The 19,242-nt window shown below is 43.9% G+C and carries 22 protein-coding genes; 1 reads left to right on the top strand and 21 read right to left on the bottom strand.

Annotation, left to right across the window (positions count from 1 at the left end; genetic code table 11):
• Nucleotides 1-91 precede the first annotated feature (91 nt).
• Complete coding sequence (gene dapB, locus BM213_RS01920) at nt 92-886, bottom strand: 4-hydroxy-tetrahydrodipicolinate reductase (RefSeq protein WP_091700337.1); 795 nt, start codon at nt 884-886, stop codon at nt 92-94.
• Complete coding sequence (locus BM213_RS01925) at nt 883-1,215, bottom strand: nucleotide pyrophosphohydrolase (protein WP_091700339.1); 333 nt, start codon at nt 1,213-1,215, stop codon at nt 883-885. The genes dapB and BM213_RS01925 overlap by 4 nt, the downstream gene beginning before the upstream one ends.
• 118 nt (nt 1,216-1,333) lie before the next feature.
• Between BM213_RS01925 and BM213_RS01930 the strand changes: the two genes are divergently transcribed.
• Nucleotides 1,334-2,194, top strand: coding sequence for a YitT family protein (locus BM213_RS01930; protein WP_091700341.1), 861 nt, complete (start codon nt 1,334-1,336; stop codon nt 2,192-2,194).
• A 22-nt stretch (nt 2,195-2,216) separates the two neighbouring features.
• On the opposite strand, the gene ypjB is transcribed toward BM213_RS01930, so the two are convergent.
• From ypjB to aroB, 19 genes are all read right to left on the bottom strand, one after another.
• Entirely contained in the window at nt 2,217-2,990 is a 774-nt protein-coding gene (ypjB, locus tag BM213_RS01935; protein WP_091700343.1) for a sporulation protein YpjB, read from the bottom strand.
• Nucleotides 2,991-3,056: 66 nt separating this feature from the next.
• On the bottom strand, nt 3,057-3,626 hold the full coding sequence (gene lhaT / locus BM213_RS01940) for a lipoprotein heptaprenylglyceryl N-acetyltransferase LhaT (protein ID WP_091700345.1): 570 nt from the start codon (nt 3,624-3,626) through the stop codon (nt 3,057-3,059).
• 58 nt (nt 3,627-3,684) lie between these two features.
• Nucleotides 3,685-4,452, bottom strand: coding sequence for a menaquinol-cytochrome c reductase cytochrome b/c subunit (locus BM213_RS01945; protein ID WP_091700347.1), 768 nt, complete (start codon nt 4,450-4,452; stop codon nt 3,685-3,687).
• A gap of 25 nt (nt 4,453-4,477) precedes the next feature.
• Nucleotides 4,478-5,152 (bottom strand): menaquinol-cytochrome c reductase cytochrome b subunit, encoded by a 675-nt coding sequence (qcrB, locus tag BM213_RS01950; protein ID WP_091700349.1) that lies wholly within the window; start codon nt 5,150-5,152, stop codon nt 4,478-4,480.
• A gap of 3 nt (nt 5,153-5,155) precedes the next feature.
• The gene (locus tag BM213_RS01955) at nt 5,156-5,665 is read right to left on the bottom strand and encodes a Rieske (2Fe-2S) protein (RefSeq protein ID WP_091700351.1); all 510 of its coding nucleotides are present in this window, start codon (nt 5,663-5,665) and stop codon (nt 5,156-5,158) included.
• Between the two features lie 129 nt (nt 5,666-5,794).
• Nucleotides 5,795-6,229: a YpiF family protein gene (locus tag BM213_RS01960; protein ID WP_091700353.1), complete on the bottom strand. Its 435-nt coding sequence runs from the start codon at nt 6,227-6,229 to the stop codon at nt 5,795-5,797.
• Nucleotides 6,230-6,331: 102 nt separating this feature from the next.
• Complete coding sequence (locus BM213_RS01965) at nt 6,332-6,856, bottom strand: ReoY family proteolytic degradation factor (RefSeq protein WP_091700355.1); 525 nt, start codon at nt 6,854-6,856, stop codon at nt 6,332-6,334.
• 31 nt (nt 6,857-6,887) lie between these two features.
• Nucleotides 6,888-8,141 carry a tetratricopeptide repeat protein gene (locus BM213_RS01970; RefSeq protein ID WP_091700356.1) on the bottom strand — a complete coding sequence of 418 codons (1,254 nt, stop codon included), beginning with the start codon at nt 8,139-8,141 and terminating at the stop codon, nt 6,888-6,890.
• Between the two features lie 89 nt (nt 8,142-8,230).
• A complete protein-coding gene (aroA, locus tag BM213_RS01975; protein ID WP_091700358.1) occupies nt 8,231-9,517 on the bottom strand; it encodes a 3-phosphoshikimate 1-carboxyvinyltransferase in 1,287 nt (428 codons plus the stop codon).
• 14 nt (nt 9,518-9,531) lie between these two features.
• On the bottom strand, nt 9,532-10,635 hold the full coding sequence (locus BM213_RS01980) for a prephenate dehydrogenase (RefSeq protein WP_091700360.1): 1,104 nt from the start codon (nt 10,633-10,635) through the stop codon (nt 9,532-9,534).
• Entirely contained in the window at nt 10,617-11,732 is a 1,116-nt protein-coding gene (gene hisC / locus BM213_RS01985) for a histidinol-phosphate transaminase (RefSeq protein ID WP_091700362.1), read from the bottom strand. The genes BM213_RS01980 and hisC overlap by 19 nt, the downstream gene beginning before the upstream one ends.
• The gene (trpA, locus tag BM213_RS01990; RefSeq protein WP_091700364.1) at nt 11,674-12,513 is read right to left on the bottom strand and encodes a tryptophan synthase subunit alpha; all 840 of its coding nucleotides are present in this window, start codon (nt 12,511-12,513) and stop codon (nt 11,674-11,676) included. The genes hisC and trpA overlap by 59 nt, the downstream gene beginning before the upstream one ends.
• The gene (gene trpB / locus BM213_RS01995) at nt 12,510-13,706 is read right to left on the bottom strand and encodes a tryptophan synthase subunit beta (protein WP_091700366.1); all 1,197 of its coding nucleotides are present in this window, start codon (nt 13,704-13,706) and stop codon (nt 12,510-12,512) included. Before trpB ends, trpA begins: the two co-directional genes overlap by 4 nt.
• On the bottom strand, nt 13,700-14,335 hold the full coding sequence (locus tag BM213_RS02000) for a phosphoribosylanthranilate isomerase (protein ID WP_091700368.1): 636 nt from the start codon (nt 14,333-14,335) through the stop codon (nt 13,700-13,702). Before BM213_RS02000 ends, trpB begins: the two co-directional genes overlap by 7 nt.
• A complete protein-coding gene (gene trpC / locus BM213_RS02005) occupies nt 14,332-15,093 on the bottom strand; it encodes an indole-3-glycerol phosphate synthase TrpC (protein WP_091700370.1) in 762 nt (253 codons plus the stop codon). The genes BM213_RS02000 and trpC overlap by 4 nt, the downstream gene beginning before the upstream one ends.
• Nucleotides 15,086-16,096 carry an anthranilate phosphoribosyltransferase gene (gene trpD, locus BM213_RS02010; RefSeq protein WP_091700372.1) on the bottom strand — a complete coding sequence of 337 codons (1,011 nt, stop codon included), beginning with the start codon at nt 16,094-16,096 and terminating at the stop codon, nt 15,086-15,088. The genes trpC and trpD overlap by 8 nt, the downstream gene beginning before the upstream one ends.
• Nucleotides 16,089-17,594: an anthranilate synthase component I gene (gene trpE / locus BM213_RS02015; RefSeq protein WP_091700375.1), complete on the bottom strand. Its 1,506-nt coding sequence runs from the start codon at nt 17,592-17,594 to the stop codon at nt 16,089-16,091. Before trpE ends, trpD begins: the two co-directional genes overlap by 8 nt.
• A 168-nt stretch (nt 17,595-17,762) precedes the next feature.
• Nucleotides 17,763-18,143, bottom strand: a complete 381-nt coding sequence (aroH, locus tag BM213_RS02020; protein WP_091700377.1) for a chorismate mutase — start codon at nt 18,141-18,143, stop codon at nt 17,763-17,765.
• A complete protein-coding gene (gene aroB / locus BM213_RS02025; protein ID WP_091700379.1) occupies nt 18,140-19,240 on the bottom strand; it encodes a 3-dehydroquinate synthase in 1,101 nt (366 codons plus the stop codon). The genes aroH and aroB overlap by 4 nt, the downstream gene beginning before the upstream one ends.
• Nucleotides 19,241-19,242: the final 2 nt, after the last annotated feature.

Genomic DNA, 19,242 nt, shown 5'->3' on the forward strand with positions numbered 1-19,242 from the left:
GGAGGACGAAGTCCGTTCGCACTTCTGGGGAGTTGCAAGCCCCCGCTTCAAGCGTTAGCTAAGTGGGGGTAGTTGACTAGCAACGCCTCCCTTATTCAATTAAATGCTCTAATCCATATACGAGCGTTTCTAGTTTCATTACCGTTTCAACAGAAAAGCGAACGCCCGACATGAACGATGCGCGGTTAAACGAATCGTGGCGAATCGTCAACGTTTGGCCATCGCCGCCAAAAATGACTTCTTGATGCGCGACAAGCCCCGGCAAGCGAACGCTATGAATGCGCATACCATCATATAACGCACCGCGGGCCCCCTCGATCGTCTCTTTTTCAGCTGGATGCCCTTGCATAAATGAAGAACGGACTTGTTGAATAAGCTGAGCCGTTTTTAATGCCGTACCTGATGGGGCATCAAGCTTTTGATCGTGGTGAAGTTCAATGATTTCTGCATGTGGAAAATATTTTGCCGCCATTTGCGCGAATTTCATCATTAAAATTGCACCTATGGCAAAGTTTGGGGCAATGATCGCACCTATTTTTTTCTCTTCGGCTATTTGTGTTAACCGTGCTAAATCATCGTCTGTGAAACCTGTCGTGCCAACAACAGGACGAACACCGTAGCGCAGCGCAACTTCCGCATGACGTTTTCCGACTTCCGGCGTCGTTAAATCAATTAGCACATCGGCTTGCACCGTTTGCAAGCATCGTTCTAAATCAGTAAAAATTGGGGATTCAATGGCAGGAAAACCGTCCAGTTCAGCTAACGTTTTTCCTTCATTCACTCGGTCAACGACGGCGACGAGGTTAAAATGTTCTGTACGATGAACAAGGGAGACAGCTTCGCGCCCCATTCGTCCACGTGGTCCTGCGATAACAATTCGAATCATTGTTCCTCTTCCTTTCTTGTCCAACGATCGCGATCTCGCGTTTGAAATTTGTGCATAACCGCATCATGCGCCTCTTGTAAATCGATATGTAATGAATTGGCCATACATATAAGGACAAACAATAAATCTCCTAGTTCTTCTTGAATCGTTTTTTCTCGTTCCGTTTTCTTTTTCGGCTTTTCTCCGTAATAATGGTTTACTTCACGAGCTAATTCACCCAATTCTTCCGTTAAACGAGCAAGCATTGCCAATGGGCTAAAGTATCCTTCTTTAAACTGTCCAATATATGCATCGACCTCTTGTTGCATTTGCCGCATCGATTTATCCATCACTTTCACCTCTTACATTCATGTTAGCTAAAAGTGGGACATTTGACAAATGTTTTTGACGGACATCACAACATTCCTCTATAATAAAAAACGCAGTCATACTCAAGAGGTGAAGTTAATGAAGCTGAAAAATATCGCATTCATTTTGTTAGGTTCGGCTATTTTTGCATTCGGGCTCGTCCACTTTAATATGGAAAATAAATTAGCAGAAGGTGGGTTCACAGGTATCACCCTTCTTTTATACTTTATGTTTGGTATTGATCCTTCTATTTCCAACTTGGTGCTGAACATTCCTCTCTTTTTTATTGGATGGAAATTGCTTGGACGTACGACGTTCTTTTATACTATTCTCGGAACCGTTAGTTTATCTGTATTCCTTTGGATTTTTCAACGATACGGGTTTCATATTCCGCTCAATAACGACTTAACGTTAGCTGCGTTATTTGCGGGAGTTTTTATCGGAGTCGGTCTCGGTATTATTTTTCGATACGGAGGAACAACAGGTGGTGTCGATATTATCGCTCGCCTCGTCTACAAATATAAAGGTGTCAGCATGGGAAAAACTATGTTTCTGTTTGACTCATGCGTTATTTTCCTTTCTTTGCTCACATATTTACCGTACCGTGAAGGGATGTATACACTTGTCGCTGTATTTGTTGGTGCACGCGTCATCGACTTTTTACAAGAAGGAGCGTACGCAGCAAAAGGGGCAACGATTATTTCTGAAAAAAGCGATTTAATTTCAGAAAAAATTATGACAGAGATGGAGCGAGGAGTGACTATTTTAAAAGGAATTGGCTCATATACAAAGCGAGAACGGGATGTGTTATATTGTGTTGTTGCGAAAAACGAATTATCCCGTTTAAAATCGATTATTACGTCTGTCGATCCATATGCGTTCGTTGCGATTAGCGATGTACATGACGTACATGGTGAAGGGTTCACGCTCGATGAAAATAAGCGGCCGCTACATGAATAAAAGCGTCCAACACTGGACGCTTTTATTGTTTATCTCGCACCATTCTTCTTTCCATTTCACCGCGGTATTTCCGCCAACCAACATACGTTAACGTCATAATAATCATTCCACCAATTGACGTCATTACCCACCAAAGCGATGGAAGAGCTCTCTCTTTTTTTTCATCGGCGAATAATGCTTGTAAGTCTTCTTCCATTTGTCGCAACTCTTTCATCCGCTCTGTTGCATGCAATTGGCGAAAAGCAGGGGCTTCTAAAAGCGAAATATGGGCAGATACACGTTGCACTTGTTCACGATCCGCGTTAATTTTTACGCTCGGTTCAATAAGTTGATATCGCTGTAAAAACTGATGGAATGCTTGTTGAAACAATTGCTCGTCTTCCTGTTCCATCGCTTGTTTCATGCTTTCGAAAGCAGACATGACAGCGAACTTCATTTCTTTCCAAAGCGGTTGATGTTTCGCCTGAACTGCATCAACCGCGAGACGAAATTGCGTCAGTTGGTTAACCCGTTGTTCCATTGGCACGCTCGATACACTTACTGCTTTCAATGCTTCTTCATGCGTAGCCGTTAATACATATATGACATCCATCGAATGAATATCTTCACGAAATAACGAAAATTGTTGTTCGAAATATTCCAACAGTTGCTTCGCTTCTTGTAAACGGGCATTTTTTGTTAACTGAAGCGCTTCATCAGAAATTTGATCAAGTTTGTCCCACTCAAGTCCGTTTGCATATACTGTATACGGAAATAAACAAATCATGATAAACATCGCGACGAGTCGAATGCGCATCTCCTTGTCCCTCCTTATGATCTTACTATTAAACATATGATCATAAAAAGGGACATAGACCACGATTTATCGTCGATGCGAAAAAATGTACGCCACCGCAATCGAAGCAATGCTTAACCAAAATGTAAAATAGCCGATTTGTGGCGTATATTGCGCCAACATTTGATATTGTGGCATCATCCCAAACACATAATCAATAACATCGTTATGCAACGTCCAAATGGCTGCCACAACAACATGAATGAAGGACATCCGATAATAAGGAGCATACAACAACGCTTGCACAGCCATTGCACCGTGGGACACAACAAGCATCCATCCTGCCCAACCGAGCTGTCCTGTGATAACAAATACAAGCATATTCATCACAACAGCCCAAATGCCGTATTTGACGAGCGTAACAACTGCTAACGCTTCCATTAGCGGCCAATGTGTATGACGGAGCCATGCCATTAAAACAAAAACAAAAAATAAGCTTGCTGTTGGACTATCAGGGACAAACGGAAGAAAAACTGTTGGTGTTTCCGCTAGTTGCTGTCCATACCATATATACCCGTAAATCGTACCGATGATATTGACAATGAGCAGTAGTGTAAGAAACGAGCGATGCATCAACCATTCACGTATGTATAGCATGATGTTACCCCCCCACATGTACAAAAAAGCCGACTGATGTTCAGTCAGCTTTCACAAATTACTCTGCGTCTAAACCTGCAACGAACTCTGCAAGTTTTTGTAATTCTTCATCTGTTCCTTGGAAAAGACCGCCTGGCATACTTCCTACACCGTTTTTCGCAATATTAGCAACTTCTTCAGGAGATAAGCCTGTGCCAACAAGCGATGGCGCAGCTGGACCGCCTTGTAAATTTTCACCGTGACATGTTAAACATGTGTTCGCTTCTAAAATCTTATACCCCTCTGCATTCGTATCAATCTCTACTTCCGCACGAATTTTTCCTTGTTCAGCTGCTGCCTCCCAGTCATGTGTAACAACTGATTCCCATGTCAAGAAAACGATTGCAGCAAGTGTAAGCAACATCATACCAACGGCAACTGGGCGCTTCGACGGACGACGCTCCGGACCGCGATCTAAAAATGGTGCAAGTAATAACGCTCCAAATGCAAGTCCAGGAATGACAATAGCTCCGATAACAGTATAAGGTCCAGATGCGAACGAATACTTCAACAGCTGGTATAGAAATAAAAAGTACCAGTCTGGAAGCGGAATATAGCTTGTATCTGTCGGATCTGCAACCCGCTCAAGCGGTGAAGGATGCGCAACAGTTAAACTTAAAAAACCGATCAAAAAGACAGCACCGACCATCCATTCTTTTAATAAGAAGTTTGGCCAAAACGCCTCTGTTTTTCCGGGATATTCAGAATAGTCTTTCGGGATGTTCGGCTTACGCACAGCTGGCACGCGCGAGTCACCGACAAATTTCATTCCTTTTCCCCGATGCATAGCATTCCCTCCTTTATACTAAATTTTACAGTGGACCAGAAATTCCTTGTTTCCGAATCATTAAGAAGTGGGCTGCCATTAATCCTAATAATGCTGCTGGCAAGAAAAATACGTGAATAGCAAAGAAACGCGTTAACGTTTGAGCACCGACAATTTCAGGATGACCTGCTAACAACGTTTTAATTGCCGGACCAATGATTGGTGTTGCTTCAGCAATTTGCAATCCTACTTTTGTAGCAAAAAGAGCTTTCATGTCCCATGGTAATAAATAACCTGTGAAGCCAAGTCCCATCATGACCATGAAAATAAGAACACCAACGATCCAGTTTAATTCACGTGGTTTTTTGTAAGCACCTTGGAAAAATACACGCAACGTATGTAGAAACATCATCACGATGACGAGACTAGCTCCCCAGTGATGCATGCCGCGTACAATTTGTCCAAACGCAACTTCATTTTGCAAGTAATAAACGGATTCCCAAGCATTCTTAATATCTGGCACATAATACATTGTTAAAAACATACCAGATAAAATTTGAATAACTGTGACGAAAAACGTTAAGCCGCCGAAGCAGTAAACAAATGCTGAAAAGTGATGCGCAGGGTTTACGTGCTCAGGCACTTCATGATCTGCGATATCGCGCCACAAAGGCGTAATATCTAAACGCTCGTCAATCCAATTATAAATCTTGTTAAGCATGTATTACGCCTCCCCTCGTGGTTTCGCTTTGCCTAAATATAACGTACCGTCTTTTATTTCGTATTCATAACGGTGCAATGGAGATGTCGGTGGCGTATTTGGTACGTTCGTTCCATCCTTCTCATATAACCCATAGTGACATGGACAAAAGAAACGGTTTGGATTGTTTTTGTCGCCGTTCCAGTTCACCGTACAGCCAAGATGGGTACAAATAGGTGATAGGGCAACGATATCCCCATTTTCATCTTTAAACACCCAAGCTGATCTTGGCTCTTCCGACTCGTACCACGCATCTTTTACTTTTACTTTAAAGTCAAAGCGCTGTGGCTCTGTCGTAATGTCTTTCACTTGGGCTACAGCAACCATATCTTGCCCAGTTTCCTCTTTTAAAATCGGATCTAAAGCGAAGCGTACCATTGGTGACAAAATGCCGGCTGCCATAAATCCGCCTACACCTGTTAGCGTGTAGTTTAAAAATTGTCGTCTTGACACGCGATGCTTTTTCTCGCTCATCGTTTTCCCCCCTCTATACGAAGTTAAGTCCATTCGGACGAATTGTTATAACACATATATAAAACTAGGACAACCTAATGATATATCATGTTTCCACCAAGGTCAATATAATGATAGTGTAAACGCTATCTAATTTTTTAACGTCCATTTTGTCACTAATGCATCCATCACTTGCTCAACTTGTTGACGCACAATTTTTTGCTTATACGATTCATCGACATGTTCAAGCGGAAGGGATGGAATATAAATGAACGTCTCGTCTGAAACATCGGCATGTGACGTAAGAAAACATATATGTTGGAACCCGAATGTTTTAAACATGTTTGTCCATTCTCGTACACGCGATTGCACTTGCTCGTGTACGAAGTATGTTAACGGCGGAAATAGCATCACCCTCCCTTTAAATTGCCGTTCCACTTCATTTGCAATAAGCGACACATGCTCGCTCATTTCAGCAAACGCTTTCATGTTTGTGCCGCCAATCGGTATACACGGAATAAGCGCAGTGTCCACGTACTCCTTTGTTTGTTCATACATATCTACATCTTTTGCTGTCCATTTCATTGAAATCACTCCTTATGTTTCCATCTTACACGAAATACGTATGTATTTTTTTGAACATTTTTTGACATTTGTATAAAAACGAAACGTTGCGACACGGAAAAGTTATCGCAACGTTTTTAGCCGCTCCGTCAGCTCGCGAAACTGTTTCTCATCTTGACGGTCGAGAGCATCATCAATGAGACGCATAATTTTTTGTCGCTGAAAGCGATGAATGGCCTCCGCTAATACGTGCTCAGCAACTTGCTCGTCTTGCTTGTTCGTTTTATTAGGCATATACGGATTTTCCTCGAGCACCGCCACGTACTGCGGTGAATGAAATGCTCCACGAAAATTAAGCTGAATGTAAATATCCTCGTCACGATTTAAACGAATATCATGAAATGATTTTTCTGCATCTGTCGTGACAACATTTTGCTTATAAAACCGAAATGGCACATCATCAACGCAATGAGTCGACATCATCATGCCGCGCGGACAATATTCAGCATGTTCTACAAAGTGCACTTTCTCCATGAGCGCATCATGGCTTAATAAATAGTTTAAAATCCAAACACATTCGCGCCGCTTCAATTGATAATTGTTTAAAAACCAGCGAACAAACTCTTTTTTCTCCCGGACAGAAACCATTCCCTTCCCCCCTTGCATCCGAATGACAACTTCATTCAAACTGCAACATCATATGGGCAACCTCTTCGTTCGTCGGATCGAGACGCAATAGTTGTTCAAATATAGCCTTCGCTCTATCTCTTCTTCCCTCCTCAAATAAAAAATAGCCAAAATCATATAAAAAGTTTGGATCTTCTTTAAAAAAAGTATATGCCTCTTCATAATGATTTAATGCCTGATCATATATCTCAAGCTTTTGTTTTGCCTTAGCGAGCTCCCATTCAAATTGCGGATCGTATTCACCTTGATCAATTGCTTGTTGAATCGCGCGAACGACATCTTCGTAACGTTCCTCGTGAAACAGTAAACTCGTTTGAACAAATAGCGCTTCTAAATAACCCGAATCAATATCCAACGCTTGTTCAATGTACTTAAGCGCTTCTTCCCGCTTTCCAAGCTTTAAAGCTATTTTTCCTGCATAAAGAAGCAATTCTTTATTCCATTCATCAATCGTTAATCCTTCTTTTGCTATTTCGTAACTTTGTTGTATATCTCCTTCTTGTTCATACGATTTTGCTAAAAATAAATAAAGTGGTACGTACTCACGATCGAGCGCTTTTAACTCACTTAATTTCGTAATTGCCGTTTTATACGCTCCCGCTTGATATGCAGTAAATCCATATTGAAATAGCGTATGTGCATCGAAACGTTCTTTTAATGCTTGTTCGTAATAAGCTAGCGCTTGCTCAAATTCACCAAGCAGGCTGTATGCTTCCGCGATGCGTTGGGCGATGATTGTACCTGCTATTGTTTTTGTATTGTTTATGATCCGTTCATAATATGGTAAGCTTTTTTGATATTGGCCGGTCGTAAAATATAGCTCAGCTAATGCAAATTGAACAAGTGGTTCGTCAGGCATTTTTTCATGCGCTTTTAACAACTTTCGTTCACTTACTTCATCTAGCCCTTGCATTTGATAAAGGTCGGCCATTAATAAGCATGCTCTTACATAGTAAGGGTCGTCTTCTTCGATATCGATTAACAATTCAAGCGCTTCCTCGTCCTTATCCATTTCTGTATATATTTCTGCTAGAAACAGTTGCAGTTCACGTTCGTCTGGGTAACGTGTAACCAACATATGAACGAGCGACTCCGCCTCTTCTAACAATCCCCACGAAAATAGTTGATCAGCTAACATATATCGTTCTTCATCGCTTCCGTTTTGCTTCACTTGTTCAGCAAGCGCTAGTGCGCGCTCTACATCGCCTTGTTCAACGAGTTGAACAATTTGATTTAATTTTTCCATGAATCTCACCCTTATCATTCATATCATCACGCTTTATCATATCATTGAACGAATAAGCATGCAAAAAAAGAAGCTGATCCTCTTTAGAATCAGCTTTGCAACATGCGAAGATGGTCGAAAAATGTCGGATATGATACTGCAATGGCTTCCGGACGTTGTAAAGTCACATTTCCTTTTGCCACACACGCTGCGATCGCTAACATCATCCCGATGCGATGGTCACCATAGCTATCGACAATAACATCGTTCGCATGAAGTGGTGTTTTCCCGTGAATTATCATTCCGTCTTCCGTCGCCTCGATATGAGCGCCGAGCTTGCGCAATTCGGACACGACCGTCGCAATGCGATCTGTTTCTTTTACTCTTAATTCGCTCGCATCTGTAATCACTGTCGTTCCCTCTGCTTGTGTGGCTAAAAGGGCAATGATAGGAATTTCGTCGATTAATCGTGGAATGATATCACCGCCAATATGCGTTGCTTTTAATGTTGATGTCCGTACGGTCAGATCAGCTACCGGTTCACTGTCTTCGTTACGAACATGTTCAATCGTGATATCGGCTCCCATTTCAATTAATATATCAATAATACCTGTGCGTGTCGGATTAATTCCAACATGCTTCAACGTAATTTCACTATTTGGAACAATCGCGCCCGCTACTAAAAAGAAAGTGGCAGAAGAAATATCGCCTGGCACTTCTACATCGATAGCCTGGAGCGTTTGTCGTCCAATGACTGAAACGGATAGTCCATCAACATGCACATCTGCACCGAATGCCCGCAACATCCGTTCGGTATGATCGCGAGATTGATGCGGCTCAATGACTGTTGTTTTCCCTTCTGCATGTAAACCAGCAAGCAAAATAGCTGATTTCACTTGAGCGCTCGCAACAGGCGAATAATATGTCATCGGCCGCAATTGACCGCCGCGGATCGCTAACGGTGTGTAGCGCCCTTGCTCTCGTCCGTCGATGCGTGCCCCCATTTGCTTAAGCGGCTTCGTCACACGATCCATCGGCCGCCTAGCAATTGAATCGTCTCCTATTAAACAAGCGTGAAACGGGCAGGCCGCTAAAATGCCTAGCAATAAACGGGTAGTCGTCCCTGAATTCCCGACGTTTAATATATGTGTCGGTTCTTTTAAACCTTCAATCCCTTTGCCTTCTACAATCACTTCATTGCCGTTTTGCGTAATAGTCACACCCATTTTACGAAAACAATCAATCGTACTTAAACAATCTTCACCTGTTAAAAAATTCGTTACACGCGTCGTTCCTTTCGCAAGCGCTCCAAACATGACAGCACGGTGAGAAATCGACTTATCTCCCGGAACAGCGATCTCTCCTCGCAATGCATGTACATTTGTTTGCAATTTCACTTTTCCCACCCCTTTTACACAACATGCGTTTCATAGTTCGTGTTCGCTTCTATGCAATGCTTTGCCCTCTGACGATCATCTTCCGTTTGGAAACTTAAACGAAGCACCCCGTAAATATCTTCACGCGTTTCAATAATGCGGATATTTGTAATGCTAATACGCTCTTTTGCTAAATAACCTGTAATTTCAGAAATAACCCCCGGATAGTCTGGCACATCCACGTATAAATCGTAAAAAGAAGGGATCGCTCCTTTTGTACGCACAGGCAAGCCATCCCGGAACTGTTTTGCTTCATGAAAATATTGATAAAGACGCTCGCTATCACCGTCAGCAACGTACGTACGAATTTTTTTCATTTCTTCTAGCCAGCGATCAAACAATTGTAACAATTCTTCTTTATTATGTATGAAAATATCGCGCCACATTTCCGGATTGCTAGAAGCAATACGCGTAATGTCACGGAATCCTCCCGCGGCTAATCGACTGACAAGCTCATCTTCTCGTTCGTACTGCTGTGCTTGATGTACGAGGCTTGCTGCAATGATGTGGGGAAAATGGCTAATGACTCCAGCAATTCGGTCATGCTCTTTCGGTGTTAATGTAACAAAGTGAGCTTTCGTTCCCTCAAGCCACTGTTTTAATCGCGTAACGTCTTCTTCTTTCACATGTTTTGTTGGCGTTAAAATATAAAAGGCATTTTCAAACAAATGCGCACGCGCAGCCGCAACACCGCTCTTATGGGAGCCGGCCATCGGATGCCCACCGATAAACGCGATCCCTTTTTCTAATAGCGGCATCGCTTGCTCGACGATACGCTCTTTCGTGCTTCCTACATCTGTAACGATGACGTGAGGGCGTAAAGAAAGCTCGAGCAGTTCACAAAGCAATTGTTCTGTTTGGACAACCGGGGCGGCAAGCACGATTACATCCGCTTCTTGTGCCGCATGAGCAAACGACGGCACCGCTTCATCAATAACGCCGAGCGAGCGCGCTAAACGCAACGATTCGCTCGACACATCATATCCAAAAATCTTCACATCGTTATGGGCGCGCTTCATCGCAAGCGCGATTGAACCTCCGATTAAACCTAAACCAGCAATTAAAACGTTTCCCCGCAAAAACGCTCCCTTCTTTCTTTCAACATGTTCGTTAAAGCGTGAATAATGATTTCATTTTGTTCTGTCGACCCTACTGTTATGCGCACAGCTGTCGGAAAGCCAAGAGCGCATCCGGAGCGGACGATGATGCCACGCTGAAGCAAGTACGTAAACACTTCATCACCACTAAAGCCAAAATCAATTAGGATGAAATTCCCTTCAGACTTGTAGTAACGCAAACCGTGTTGATCGCAAAAAGAATAAAATTGGTTTAATCCTTGTTTATTTTTTTGGACACATTGCTGAATAAATGGTTGATCATTTAATGCTGCCAAGGCTGCGACTTGCGCAAGACGCGATGTATTAAATGGCTCGCGGGCTGGCTCGATCGCTCGTAAAACATGCTCGTGTGCCACGCCATATCCGATGCGAAGTGCCGCTAGTCCATACGCTTTCGAAAACGTGCGCAAAATCATTATATTTTCATATTGTTGGAGTAAAGCGACCGTATTTGGGTAATCTTCCGCTTGCACGTACTCATAATACGCTTCATCAATAACAACAAGCACATGTTTCGGCACGTTGGCTAAAAACGAGCGCAAAGAAGCGTCATTCACATACGTACCTGTCGGATTGTTTGGACTACAAATCCAAACGACACGCGTATTGTCGTCGATCGCCTCAAGCATCGCTTCAAGATGATGATGTCCGTCTCGCAAAGGAATCTCGCGCACTTCTGCCCCTTCAATGATCGCATTATGGCGATATTGTGGAAACGTCGGTGTAGCCATGACTGTATTCATCCCTTTTTGCAAAAATGCACGACAAATGATTTGAACGACCTCATCTGAGCCGTTCCCGAAAATAAGTTGCTTTCCCTCGACTCCCAAATGGACAGCGAGCGCCTCACGCAGCGACCGACTATATCCGTCAGGATATAAAGCTAGATGATCTAGTTCACTAATGATCGCATCGTGAACAAGCGGTGAGCATCCGTATGGATTTTCATTTGATGCAAGCTTAATAACCGTTTCTAGTCCATATTCCCGTTTCACTTCTTCAATCGGTTTGCCCGGTTGGTACGGTTTTAGTTGTTGTAATTGTTGTTTCACTTTCATTGTTCTCCACCTTCTTCAATGGTTCAATGAGCGCAGCAACATATTGCGAGAAAGCGGTGAGCGCACGTTGACGTGTATCGATATTGATTAATTCGTCTTGAAGCTGTTCGATTTTTTGTACGATCGCGCTCCCGATGACGATGCCATCGCATACATGTTGGAGTTGCTCCACTTGCTGGGCGTTCGAAATGCCGAATCCGACAACGACAGGGACGCGACTATATCGCTTTACTTGTTGTAAAAATTCGTGCAATTGCGTCGGCAATGAATCCCGAATACCGGTTACTCCTAACGATGATACGCAATATAAAAACGATTTTGCTTGTGATGCAATCATTGCAATACGTTCATGCGACGTCGGGGCGACAAGTGAAATGTATGGGATGTCATATGCGTCACCTAACATTCTCATATGTTCGCTTTCTTCAAACGGCAAATCGGGAATAAGTACGCCGTTTGCGCCATTTTGTTGCGCTAAAGCAAAAAAGCGTTCTTCTCCTAATTGTAACACAGGATTATAATACGTAAAGACAATAATCGGAATTTTTACACCTTTTTTTCGCATGCGACCGATGAGTTCAAGCGCTGTCGTCAACGTCATCCCCTGTTTTAACGCCCGGCTCGCCGCTCGCTGAATAATTGGTCCATCTGCAAGCGGATCAGAATAAGGAACGCCGAGTTCTAATATCGTCGCACCTGCTTGTTCAAGAGCAATCGCTAAATCAATCGTTACTTCTTCAGACGGGTCACCCGCAACGATAAACGGAATAAAATGTTTCATCTCGGCTCACTCCCTTCTAAGTAGTTCATTACCGTTTGCACATCTTTATCGCCTCTTCCTGATAAACAAACGAGAATGACTTCATCCGATGAGCGAAGGGGAGCAATTTGAAACGCTTTGGCGAGCGCGTGCGCTGACTCGATGGCAGGGATGATCCCTTCCGCTTCCGCCGTCATTTGCAGCGCGTTGATCGCTTCTTCATCCGTTACACTTTCATAGCGGACACGACCGATTGTAGCTAAATATGCATGCTCCGGTCCGACGCCTGGGTAATCTAGCCCCGCTGAAATAGAGTACGGTTCCGTAATTTGACCGTGTTCATCTTGCAATACGTATGTGAGCGAGCCATGAATGACGCCTTTTGTCCCTTTCGTTATCGTTGCGGCATGTTCAGTCGTATGCACTCCTTTTCCTGCTGCTTCGACGCCGATGCATTCGACGTCATCATCTAAAAACGGATGAAACATGCCGATTGCATTGCTGCCGCCGCCAACACATGCGATAATCACGTCTGGAAGCTTTCCTTCTACTTTCAACATTTGCTCGCGCGCTTCTTCGCCAATAATGCGTTGAAATTCGCGCACCATCATCGGATACGGATGCGGACCCACAACAGATCCAATCATATAAAAATGGTCATCACAATGCTCGACCCAATAGCGAATCGCCTCATTTGTCGCATCTTTTAGCGTTCGATTGCCGCTTGTTACTGGAATGACTTGCGCGCCAAGCAATTTCATGCGAAAGACGTTTAATGCTTGCCGTTTTACGTCTTCTTCGCCCATAAACACTTTACATTCCATGCCGAAACGAGCGGCAACGGTAGCCGCAGCTACGCCGTGCTGTCCTGCACCTGTTTCAGCGATAATTTTTCGTTTTCCCATTCGTTTTGCTAACAACGCTTGCCCGATCGCGTTGTTTATTTTATGGGCACCTGTATGGTTTAAGTCTTCACGTTTAAAGTACATTTTCGCCCCGCCTAATCGTTCTGTCAAGTTTTTTGCAAATGTTAAGGCGGTCGGACGACCTGAATATTCATACAAATGATGCATATATTCCGCATGGAACGAAGGATCAGCCAATGCTTCATGCAATTGGCGCTCTATATCAGCTAACGGACGCATTAATGTTTCTGGAACAAACTTTCCACCAAACATACCAAAGCGACCACGTTCATTTGGCAATGTCAACATATTTTCACCTTCTGTTCAATTTGTTTTATTTTTTGTTCACTTTTATGCTCGTTTTCTTCAATTCCGCTACTAATGTCTATACCAAACGGTTTATAGACTAACAATTGCTCAACATTGTTCGGCGTAATGCCTCCAGCAATGAAGCATGGAACACCTTGGCGGGTCGCTTCTTCCATGTAATACGGAACAACGCTCCAATCAAACGAGATGCCTGTTCCGCCCCACGCTCCTTTCCGACCGCTATCAATAACAAAGCCGTCCGCGATTCCTTTCCAAGCACGCATATATGTCCACGCCTCTGGGGCATGATGAATGACTTTCCAAACAGGAAGTTGAAACGTTTCTTTTAGTTGCTTTACCGTTTGCATCGTCTCCATTCCATGACATTGAATGATCGATAAAGGAACGTGTTCAACAACAGACGCGACAGACACGATCGTTGGATGAACGAAAACGCCAACGATTTTTTTCTCGCCAATTTCAATGCCAGATAGCCATCGTCTCACATTTTCCGGTTCGACTTTCCGCTTGCTTTCAGCAAAAACAAACCCGATATAATCTGCTTGGCTTTTGGCAACACGTTGCACATCTTGCAACGAACGGTTGCCGCAATATTTTAAAACGGTCATACATCTCGCTCCCCAAACAATTCATAAATAGCTGCACGAACATCTTGTTTTCTCATCAACGCTTCACCGACGAGCATCGCATGAGCACCCGCTTGTTGTACTGTCCGAACATCATCGTACGTATGAATGCCACTCTCACTTACAATAATGCAATCCGGTAAAAGCGGAACAATTTGTTTTGTTACATGAAGCGACGTACGAAACGTCGTTAAATCGCGGTTATTAATGCCGATCGCTTTCGGCGTGAACCGCTTTAAAATGTTCTCTACCGTCTGAGGAGCGTGTACTTCCACTAAACATTGCAATCCTATTTCGTGCGCTTCTTCATATAATTCGTGTAAAAAAGACGAATCAAGCGCCTCACCGATGAGCAAAATCGCATCTGCACCAATCCGAACGCTTTCTACAAGCTGTTTGCGGTCGATAATAAAGTCTTTACGTAAAATTGGTATATGAATATGCTTTTTCACTTTCGTCACGTATGATCGATGTCCCTTAAAATATTGTTCATCTGTTAACACCGACACGGCGTCAGCGCCCGCCCGTTCGTACGCACACGCAATATCCACGACGTTCATTTGTTGTCGAATAATTCCTTTCGATGGCGACGCTTTTTTCACTTCCGCAATCAGCCCTAAAAAGCGATGCGGCTTGGCTAAAGCGTCATAAAATGAACGACGAGGAAGGTGTTCGCATACCTCTGGCAATTGTAATGATGACACTTCTTCCCTTTTTGTTTGCAAAATGTGTTCAAGCATACATTTCACCTCTCAAACGTTGTAAGTACGCATGCGCGCAACCTGTTTCAATAGCGCGTTTCGCCACGTTCACTCCATTTGCAATGTCGGGTGCTACACCGGCAACATACAAAGCAACACCTGCATTGAGCAAAACAACATTTGTTGCACTTTCGTTCGCACAATTTGCAAACACACGTTCAATGAGTTGGGCACTCTCGCTTACGCTACCGACGCATATGTCAGATAAGCAACCGCGAGATAACCCGACATCTTCAGGAACAATAACGCGTTGCGACAGCTGTCCATTTTTCAACTCAATTAACAATGTTTCTGAAGCAACGCTACATTCATCTAAACCGTCACTGCTTGTGACAAACACTGTATGTTCTGTTCCGATTCGTTGCAGCGCTTCAGCCATTTTTAACGCATCTTTTGCATGATGCACTCCGATCACCTGTCTTGTTGGCTGAGCAGGATTAACAAGTGGACCGAGCAAATTAAACACGGTGCGCATTTTTAAACTTTGGCGAACAGGAGCTACATGTTTCATAGCCTCGTGGAAAAATGGAGCGAATAAAAAAACGAGACGATAGTTTTGCAACGCTTGTTTTGCCTCTTCCTCTGTTTTTGGCATCGGGATGCGAAAATGTTCAATCACATTGGCGCTCCCGCTCGCAGAAGAAACAGCGCGGTTGCCATGCTTCGCCACCGCAACGCCAAGCGAGGCGATAAGCAAAGCGACAGCTGTCGAAATGTTAAACGTTCCTTTGCCATCTCCTCCTGTTCCGCACGTATCGATTACCGGTTCATCAAAAGAAACGGTGTGCATGCGTTGACGCATCGCTCGAATAAATCCGACAAGCTCATCGACCGTTTCACCGCGAAAACGCAACAAAGCTAGCAAAGCAGCTACTTGTCTTTCATCCGCTTCTCCGCTCATCATTACGTGCATCGCTTCATACGCTTCTCGTTCCGTCAACGTTTGTTGAGAAGCACATTTATGCAACAACTGTTCAAACACGTTGCTCCCCTCCTCGAAATACACGTTCTGCTAGTTGAATCGCGTGAATTAAGGCGCTCGCCTTATTGCGCGTTTCTTTCCATTCCAACGCAGGCAGCGAGTCGGCAACAACTCCCGCCCCCGCTTGTACGTATGCTACCCCTTGTTTTAATACGGCCGTACGAATGGCAATACATGAGTCAATGTTGCCATCAAAGCCGATATATGCAATGGCGCCTGCATAAACGTTGCGCGCTGTCGGCTCTAGTTCTTGAATGATTTGCATCGCCCGAATTTTCGGTGCTCCGCTAACCGTTCCAGCAGGAAAAGCAGCGGTCAACGCATCAAGCGGATGAACATCATCCCGAAGCGTCCCTTTCACTTTAGAAATGAGATGCATGACGTGCGAAAATTTCCCAATTTGCATAAATTGCGTGGTGCGTACCGTCCCATACATAGCGACGCGCCCAATATCGTTGCGAGCTAAATCGACAAGCATATAATGTTCTGCCCGCTCTTTCGGATCATGAAGCAAATCATGCATGAGGGCCTCATCTTCTTGTTCATTTTTCCCGCGTCGACGCGTGCCTGCGATCGGATCGATTTCAAGTTCCCGATTCCGCACTTGAATGAGCTTTTCTGGAGAGCTACCGATGATTTGTTCTTCACCAAACTTTAAATAAAATAAGTAAGGTGATGGATTTAATAAACGCAACAAACGATATAGTTCAAGTCCGTCAATCGACGTTTCAATAGCAAACCGTTGTGATAAAACGACTTGAAAAACATCCCCGCTTGCAATGTATGATTGAATGCGCTCAACCGCTTCGTAAAACGTTTTTTTATTCATATTTGAGCGCACACGATCAAACGAGACAGGGATATGTCGGTCGAACATCATATGCGCCTGTTCATCACAACCGTGAACCATTTTGCGCGCCAACTTATCGATTTTTTGACAAGCAGCTTCGTATTTTTGAATGCACGTTTGCTCATCGTCTTTCTCGGTTAGCCGAACATAATGAATGAGCAGCAATTCCTTTTTTACATGATCGAAAGCAAATAGTGTCTCACAAACGGCAAAATGGATGATTTTCATTTGTAAATCGTTATAGGTATGATACGGAACTTTCTCAATAGAAGAAATAAAATCGTAGCTTATATAACCGACAGCTCCCCCACGAAACGGAACGTCCAGTGCCAACGGCTGAACGTTTACATGTTGTTGCATAAACGCGAACGCTTCTTTCATCGTCGATGTGCATGTAAGTGTGCGCTGCTGTTCTTTAACAAAAAACCGCTTTCCATCATCGCTTTCAATCGATATGAATGGCTGAATACCGATAAACGAATAGCGCGACCAAGGAGACATGTCATCTCCACTTTCAAGCAAAAACGCTGCCTCATCACGTAAAGCCGTAAATAGTTGAATTGGCTGAAACGTGTCGGCAAAAAATCGCCTCACAATCGGAATCGTTCGAAATTGGGAAGCTGCCTGTAAAAATGCAGTTATATTCATGATCGTTCTCCTTTCTTGGAGAATGAACATGAGGGGAAACAAAGAGGAAACAAAAAAGCCTAAAGACGGGCAGTCCTTAGGCGTACGTCACGTAACGATCCTCTGCTCCGCTCTCACTCATTCTCTACTCAACTCTTACTCTACTCAACTAACTTACAAATCATCATATTATATTTCTGACTTTTTTGTCAACTGTAAATCTGGTCGAAGCTGGATTGCATCGCGCAAATATACATGTTGAATGTCTTGCTGTGCCCGCTTCGTATGTACGGTCATCATGACGCGAATACATTTCGGCAATGCTTGTGGCACGTTAATTTCGCGCATGCACATGACGGGGACGTACGTCCAACCGTCAAGATGACGCATCGCTTTGGCGGGAAAGGTAGCGTTTAAATCATCGGTCATTGAAATCAACACGGATACGACATCTTCTGCACGAACATCATTTTGGCGTACCATTTCTACTAACAAACGTTCCGTTTCTGCTATAATTTCTTGCTCGTCATTATCGCTCACCGTCGTTGCTCCGCGAATCGCTCGAATCAACCTTGCCTCCCCCCTTCTTCGACAAACGCATATAGCCATTGCAATAATTCGTCATCACTTATGCGCTCGACGCATACAGTCCCGATCTCTTTCATTAGCACCATGCGCACCGTTTGCTCTTTTGATTTTTTATCTTTTTTCATTTTTGCAAGTAGACGTTCAGGCGATACGTGTGATGGGAGCGATGTCGGAAAACCGTAACGGTGAAATAACGCCCGGAACGACGAATAAAAAAGCGGTTGCTTGTAAAAACGTTCACTCACAAAAATCGCAAATAGCATGCCGAGCGCGACCGCATCTCCGTGCGTCATCACCCCATAACCGAGCTCGCTCTCTAACGCATGGCCGAGCGTGTGGCCGAAGTTTAAGTGCGCGCGAACGCCGTGCTCTTTTTCATCTTGTGCGACAACGGCCGCTTTAATTTCAATTCCTTTTTGGATAGCGTATTGTAGTCGGTCGCCACGCAAATCTGCTAGCTTTTGTATGTTCGCTTGTAACCAACCGAAAAAAGCGCGATCGTATATTAAAGCGTGTTTAATAATTTCTGCAAAACCCGACCGCATTTCCCGTTCTGGTAGTGTATAAAGCAAGGAAATGTCATAGATGACGAGTTCAGGCTGATAAAAAGCACCAATCATATTTTTTCCAAGTGGATGGTTAATCGCTGTTTTTCCACCCACAGCACTATCATGTGCGAGCAATGTCGTCGGCACTTGGACGAACCGAATGCCGCGCATATACGTTGCTGCAACAAAACCAGCTAAGTCTCCGACGACCCCTCCACCAAAGGCAACGATTAACGAATCACGGTCTAAATTGTTCGTTAACGCAGCGGTATGGCACGCATAAAATTGTTCGAATGACTTCGCTTCTTCCCCGCTTGGAATAATATGTGTATACACTCGATCGTACGTTTGACGAAGCGCATGCTGCACATCGGATAAATAAAGCGAAGCGACCGTTTCGTCTGCAACGACAAGCACAGCTGTAACATGTGGACAGACACGATCGATCATACGATCAATCATGTGCAACAGTTCATTTCCAATGACAACGTCGTATCGTTTCGACGGCGTAGCGATATGAATGCGTTTCATCG

Source organism: Anoxybacillus pushchinoensis, assembly GCF_900111795.1.
GTDB lineage: Bacteria > Bacillota > Bacilli > Bacillales > Anoxybacillaceae > Anoxybacillus > Anoxybacillus pushchinoensis.

Bases quoted from the DNA above. Each gene is read 5' to 3' on its own strand.
- dapB (WP_091700337.1), bottom strand. From the start codon at position 886: ATGATTCGAATTGTTATCGCAGGACCACGTGGACGAATGGGGCGCGAA.
- BM213_RS01925 (WP_091700339.1), bottom strand. From the start codon at position 1,215: ATGGATAAATCGATGCGGCAAATGCAACAAGAGGTCGATGCATATATT.
- BM213_RS01930 (WP_091700341.1), top strand. From the start codon at position 1,334: ATGAAGCTGAAAAATATCGCATTCATTTTGTTAGGTTCGGCTATTTTT.
- ypjB (WP_091700343.1), bottom strand. From the start codon at position 2,990: ATGCGCATTCGACTCGTCGCGATGTTTATCATGATTTGTTTATTTCCG.
- lhaT (WP_091700345.1), bottom strand. From the start codon at position 3,626: ATGCTATACATACGTGAATGGTTGATGCATCGCTCGTTTCTTACACTA.
- BM213_RS01945 (WP_091700347.1), bottom strand. From the start codon at position 4,452: ATGCATCGGGGAAAAGGAATGAAATTTGTCGGTGACTCGCGCGTGCCA.
- qcrB (WP_091700349.1), bottom strand. From the start codon at position 5,152: ATGCTTAACAAGATTTATAATTGGATTGACGAGCGTTTAGATATTACG.
- BM213_RS01955 (WP_091700351.1), bottom strand. From the start codon at position 5,665: ATGAGCGAGAAAAAGCATCGCGTGTCAAGACGACAATTTTTAAACTAC.
- BM213_RS01960 (WP_091700353.1), bottom strand. From the start codon at position 6,229: ATGAAATGGACAGCAAAAGATGTAGATATGTATGAACAAACAAAGGAG.
- BM213_RS01965 (WP_091700355.1), bottom strand. From the start codon at position 6,856: ATGGTTTCTGTCCGGGAGAAAAAAGAGTTTGTTCGCTGGTTTTTAAAC.
- BM213_RS01970 (WP_091700356.1), bottom strand. From the start codon at position 8,141: ATGGAAAAATTAAATCAAATTGTTCAACTCGTTGAACAAGGCGATGTA.
- hisC (WP_091700362.1), bottom strand. From the start codon at position 11,732: ATGAAAGTGAAACAACAATTACAACAACTAAAACCGTACCAACCGGGC.
- trpA (WP_091700364.1), bottom strand. From the start codon at position 12,513: ATGAAACATTTTATTCCGTTTATCGTTGCGGGTGACCCGTCTGAAGAA.
- trpB (WP_091700366.1), bottom strand. From the start codon at position 13,706: ATGTTGACATTGCCAAATGAACGTGGTCGCTTTGGTATGTTTGGTGGA.
- BM213_RS02000 (WP_091700368.1), bottom strand. From the start codon at position 14,335: ATGACCGTTTTAAAATATTGCGGCAACCGTTCGTTGCAAGATGTGCAA.
- trpC (WP_091700370.1), bottom strand. From the start codon at position 15,093: ATGCTTGAACACATTTTGCAAACAAAAAGGGAAGAAGTGTCATCATTA.
- trpE (WP_091700375.1), bottom strand. From the start codon at position 17,594: ATGAATATAACTGCATTTTTACAGGCAGCTTCCCAATTTCGAACGATT.
- aroB (WP_091700379.1), bottom strand. From the start codon at position 19,240: ATGAAACGCATTCATATCGCTACGCCGTCGAAACGATACGACGTTGTC.